The 4,805-nt window shown below is 33.3% G+C and carries 9 protein-coding genes and 1 pseudogene; 6 read left to right on the top strand and 4 right to left on the bottom strand.

Annotated elements, in window-relative coordinates; genetic code table 11:
* The 4 genes and pseudogenes from B6S12_RS10210 to B6S12_RS10195 all read right to left on the bottom strand — a co-directional run.
* A partial coding sequence (locus tag B6S12_RS10210; RefSeq protein WP_111230676.1) for a GPW/gp25 family protein occupies positions 1-273 on the bottom strand: 273 nt, incomplete at its 3' end.
* Positions 270-488, bottom strand: a complete 219-nt coding sequence (locus B6S12_RS10205; protein ID WP_111230675.1) for a hypothetical protein — start codon at positions 486-488, stop codon at positions 270-272. The genes B6S12_RS10205 and B6S12_RS10210, both read right to left, overlap by 4 nt.
* 98 nt (positions 489-586) lie before the next feature.
* Positions 587-985, bottom strand: a pseudogene (locus B6S12_RS10200) (phage baseplate assembly protein V); the annotation flags it as partial.
* Positions 982-1,446 (bottom strand): DUF1804 family protein, encoded by a 465-nt coding sequence (locus tag B6S12_RS10195; protein ID WP_111230673.1) that lies wholly within the window; start codon positions 1,444-1,446, stop codon positions 982-984. The gene B6S12_RS10195 and the pseudogene B6S12_RS10200, both read right to left, overlap by 4 nt.
* 142 nt (positions 1,447-1,588) lie before the next feature.
* Here B6S12_RS10195 and B6S12_RS10190 point away from each other — a divergent pair, with 142 nt between their 5' ends.
* Genes B6S12_RS10190 through B6S12_RS10170 form a run of 6 tightly spaced genes read left to right on the top strand, consistent with a single transcriptional unit; the run spans position 1,589 to position 4,717 of the window.
* A complete protein-coding gene (locus B6S12_RS10190; protein WP_111230672.1) occupies positions 1,589-2,482 on the top strand; it encodes a phage protease in 894 nt (297 codons plus the stop codon).
* Entirely contained in the window at positions 2,482-3,417 is a 936-nt protein-coding gene (locus tag B6S12_RS10185; RefSeq protein WP_111230671.1) for a Mu-like prophage major head subunit gpT family protein, read from the top strand. The genes B6S12_RS10190 and B6S12_RS10185 overlap by 1 nt, the downstream gene beginning before the upstream one ends.
* Positions 3,418-3,450: 33 nt before the next feature.
* Complete coding sequence (locus tag B6S12_RS11745) at positions 3,451-3,576, top strand: hypothetical protein (protein WP_281267902.1); 126 nt, start codon at positions 3,451-3,453, stop codon at positions 3,574-3,576.
* Between the two features lie 8 nt (positions 3,577-3,584).
* Positions 3,585-3,953: a hypothetical protein gene (locus B6S12_RS10180; RefSeq protein WP_111230670.1), complete on the top strand. Its 369-nt coding sequence runs from the start codon at positions 3,585-3,587 to the stop codon at positions 3,951-3,953.
* Positions 3,950-4,315, top strand: a complete 366-nt coding sequence (locus B6S12_RS10175; protein WP_111230669.1) for a hypothetical protein — start codon at positions 3,950-3,952, stop codon at positions 4,313-4,315. The genes B6S12_RS10180 and B6S12_RS10175 overlap by 4 nt, the downstream gene beginning before the upstream one ends.
* 12 nt (positions 4,316-4,327) lie before the next feature.
* Positions 4,328-4,717, top strand: coding sequence for a D-Ala-D-Ala carboxypeptidase family metallohydrolase (locus tag B6S12_RS10170; RefSeq protein ID WP_111230668.1), 390 nt, complete (start codon positions 4,328-4,330; stop codon positions 4,715-4,717).
* Positions 4,718-4,805 lie beyond the last annotated feature (88 nt).

The raw sequence follows: 4,805 nt of genomic DNA, 5'->3' as shown, positions 1-4,805 counted from the left end.
CTCTATGCTAGGGTGATTATTAAAAAGCAAAGTAATGTTTAATTTGTGGTTATTTAAAGAATTTAATCTTACTCCTTTTAGTTCCACTCTTTTTTCCCATTTAGTGATTGCCTCACTTACATATTGAGTGAGTTTCAATCTAAAATCATCATCAATTTTTTTATCTATGAGCGTATAAAGCAATGAACCATAATTAGGCCTCATTACACGAGAACCCAAAGGAGTGATTAAAATATCTTTAATGCTTTCTTCTATGCTTACTAAATATTTCATTGTATGCTCCATTCTCCACTACATTCACTGCCTTTATCTTGCACTCTTGCATTTTCTTGTATTTCTTCAATCACTGCAGCACTCAAGGCTCTTAAAAATGGCATAGAATATCTTCTATAGCCCCTACCATTATCTTCATCTTCTACTTTTGTGTATCCTTGTAGCTTTAAGTGTTTTTCCATTTTTGAAACTAAAGAGTCTTGCGTGAGTGCCATTAGATTTTACTCCTTGTATTGCTTGAACCATGTGGGTGGGGACTTCCTGTAAAAGCACAAATACATTCAGTTGTAACAACACCTGCTCCTCCAAGTCCTAAATCAATGCTAGGACTATCTACTTTTACGCTTTGTGCTTTGATATTTGCATTTATACAAGTGATGTTTATATCTTTAACCACATCAAGCTTTAAAGTGCTACTCTTAGAGTTATATTCTAAATGCGTTCCATCTTCAAAGTCTATGTTAAAGGTATTTGTATCTGTGTTTTTGGCTTTGTGTTTTGTTTGATAAAGTCCTCGTAAAATAACACCTGAATTTAAATCCCCACGCACAGGTATTACTAATACTTGTTCTCCTACTCTTAAAGGAGAGAAAGAAACCGCATAGGAGTTAGTTAAACTTTGAAATACTGGCAAAAAGTCTGTAACTAAATCTCCAATTTTAACCTTAGCTAGATGCTCTTTTACCTCACAAATAATTCCTAGTTCGTTCATTTAAAAACCTTTCCTAATATTAAATCACTATTTGCACTAAGCCATTCGCACACTTCCTCATTGTCTTTTGCTAAAGAAATAATTTCTTCTATAGTTTTTTTGGCAGTTTCAAATTTTAAGGCTTTAGTATCAATTTTTTTAGGAGCTTTAATAGCCCAGTAAGTTTTTGCATACTTTTGCAAACTTTCTAAAAGTTCTAAGCTTAATTCATCACGACTTGCACTCTCTAAAAATCTATCAAACTCAGCTATAAGTGCATTTAAAAACATTGCTTCTTTGTTTTCTAAATCCTTTTCATCTCTTAGAGCATTTAGTTTTAGAGCCTCCCAGTCAATTCCCTTGCTAAAATCATCTTTCTTCATATAATAAAAACCAGCACGCGTGATTTTTGCACACACACAAATGTCATCAATGCTTTTGCCTTCAATATAAAGATTTTTAACAAGTTCTCTTTTTGACAAATCTTGCTCCTAAAATTTTTGTGCTATTGTAGGCTAAAACATCACAATATGCGTGTCTATATATGTTTTATATGGATTTATAAAAAACAAATTTTCCCCTAAGATTTCACAAAAATTTTGTTTTAGGCTTAAAGGATTAGAAGTGAATAGTTTGCTTTTAGAGCTTAATGCTCAAAAACTACAAGAGAAAGTTAAAATCTCTCCCATTGGTTCTGTAAAAGGTATTGATGGGAGAGAATTCAAGATTGATGGAGCTAAGCTCATAAAAATTATTCAAGATAATGGAATTGACTTAGCACTTAATTTAAACCATCAAGGCGGTGAGGCTTATGGTTGGTTTGACTGCAATAGTTTAGAGCTAAGGGAAGATGGAATTTATGCAAGTTTAGAACTTACACAAAAAGGCGATGAGCTTGTAAAATCCAAAGCTTTTAGGTATCTAAGCCCAGAATATTACACAGATAAAAATAAAAATGTCGTGTTTTTGGAGGGCTTAGGATTAGTTAATCAACCAAACCTTTTAAACAAGGCTTTAAATAGGATTAAAACATTTTTTAGAGAAAGGAATTTTATGGAAGAAAATCTAGAAGAGTTGCAAAAATTAGCAGAGGAGGCAGAAGCAAAAGCACAAAGCATAGGGGAAGAGGCAGGAAAAGCGGTGCAAAGTGCCAATGAGGGCGAAAACCCAAACAATGAATTAGAAAATTTAAAAAAAGAAAATGAAGAGCTAAAAGCACAACTTGCAGAGCTTAGTGCCAAACTAGAAAACGCACTCAATCAAAGCGAAAAAGAACTGCAAGAAAATCACAAAAAACGACTTGATTTACTTTTACAAAATGGTTCTATTCTACCATCTCGATATGCTAAGGCTATCAATATGAAAGGACAAGTTTTAGAAGATTATCTTGATGTATGTAAAAAAGAGGCAAGCATTGTTTTAGGAAGAAAAGATTTAAACTTCACACAACAAAAAAATAGCCTAAGTCTTGCAGAAGAAAAGGTTTTTAAACAATTAGGAATTAAAGGAGATAAATAATGGCTTTTACAGAATTAACACCAGAATATATGAAGGCAGTAAGCAAAGGTTTTAGCACAATTTTTAACAATGCGTTAGAGAAAGGAAACAAGGATTATGAAAAACTCGCAATGACAACAAATGTTAATTCAATGGTAGTTGAATATCAGTTTTTAGCCTCTTTACCTAAAATGCGCGAATGGATTGGCGATAGACAATTTAGCAAGTTAAAAGGGCAAGGTTACACAATCACCAAAAAAGATTGGGAAAGTTCCATTGAAGTTCCCCGCGATGTAATCACTTATGATAATTTAGGAGTTGTTCGCCCCCAAATTGAAGCATTAGCTTATGAGGTGCATAACCATTATAATGATTTAATTTTTACGCTTTTAGAACAAAATCAAACTTGTTTTGATGGCAAGGCGTTTTTTGCGACCGACCACGATATTGGTGGAGTAAGCTTTTCTAATCTAGGAGATAAAGAGTTAAATGCTAAAAACCTTATGGAAGCTAGAAAAAATATGCGAGCCCTTACTAATGAGAGCGGAAGAACACTTAATATCAATCCCAATCTTTTGGTTGTGCCACTAAGTTTAGAGGCAAGGGCATTAGAGATTGTCAATAGTGATTTAATCAATGGAACAAGCAATGTATTTAAAGGCGTGGTGGAGGTTTATACTTCTCCAAATTTAAGCGACCAAGATGCTTGGTATTTATTTGATACCACAAAACCCATTAAAGCCATTATTTTACAAATCAATAAGGGTGCGGAGTTTGTAGCAAAAGACAATCCAACAGATGAAGCAGCTTTTATGCGTAAAGCTTTCCAATATGGGATTGATAGTGAAGATAATGCAGGTTATGGGCTTTGGCAACTCGCTTATAAATCTAGCGGAAAAGTAAAAGAAAATACAGAAGCTAGCTCAGAAGAAGCACAAGAGGACATTGGAGTTTAAGCTTCAAAAAATAAAATCAATAAAGGAGTAATTATGGGAAATATTGAGGCAGCTAACAAGCTAAGAAAAAAGCTAGACAATTCTAGTCAGGATAAGCAAAATGCAGGTGCTTCTAAAATGGAAGCTGACACTGCTAAGAAATCCAAAAATAAAAAGTAGGTGATTTTATGTTTAAGCCCACCCCTTTACTTTTGGAAAAACCTAGAATGCTAGCACTTACTTTGCGTGAGTTAGCACTTATGCAAAGAGCAGAGCTAAATTTAGGCAATCCGCAAGAAATTACTAGAGAAGTGGTGGCAAAGGCTGCAAAAGATGCCGATGATGTTTGTAAAAATAAACAAATTGCAGATTTCATTTGGGAGGATTTTGCCTTTATAAGAATTAAAATTTATTTAAAAATACTTTTGGATGAAGAAGACAAAATGCTTTTAGATAATGCCTTAAAAGCCATCAAAGAAGCTCCAGAAATTTTAGATGATGGAGAAGTGGGCTTAAAAACAAAAATTAGAGTTAGACAAAGAAAGGATAGGTTTTGACTTTAAAAAATTTAACTGATGAACTTTTAAAGCACTTTAAAGCAACAGGTGTGGCAAATTATGAGGATATTAAACAAGGCGGACTTTATTTAATGCTAGAAGGGATTAGTAGCATAAACCATCATAAAGATAACGCATCTTTTAGTCTTATTTTTTCAAGCCATACTTTCAATAAAGATAAAAATTCAGTAATTAGCAAAGTTGATGAATTAAGGCTTTTGCTCTATAACTTTAATACCAATAAAAAGCTTTTAAATAGTATTGAGAGTGGTTTTATCAATAATTCGCTTTTTGCGTATCGGCTTAAATTTAGTTGTGAAATCTATTCTAAACCTGAAGAAGAATTGGAAATCTTAGTATAAAAAGGAATTAAAATGTTACAAAACCCTTATTTTAAAGAAAGCGAGTTTGATTGTAAATGTGGTAAATGCACACGCCCTCCTAATGTGCCAAGTGATGAGCTAGTTAGCATTCTTTGTGAGATTAGAGAATTTTTTGAAGCTCCTATTATCATTAATAGTGCTTATCGTTGTCCTACACATAATGCAAAAGTAGGTGGTGCCACGAACTCTCAACACACCATTGGAAGTGCAGTAGATTTTATCGTTAAAGGAGTAAAGACAGAGGAAGTTTATAACTTTGTTTTAGAAAAATGGGGAGAAGAGCCTTTGGGAATTGCGATTAAAAGAAATACAAATAATCCTCATGCAGGGTTTGTGCATTTGGACACAAGAGGCAAAAAAGCAAGATGGGAATATAAATAAGGAGTAGAACAATGTTAGATTTATTGATTTATACAGCAGTTTTTTGTGGTGGAATTGTAGCAGGTGTTTTTATTGCTAAAAATAATCC

It is taken from the genome of Helicobacter valdiviensis (genome assembly GCF_003245365.1).
GTDB lineage: Bacteria > Campylobacterota > Campylobacteria > Campylobacterales > Helicobacteraceae > Helicobacter_D > Helicobacter_D valdiviensis.
Note: the sequence above shows the minus strand (reverse complement) of the source record. Positions and strands in the feature narration are given on the sequence as shown.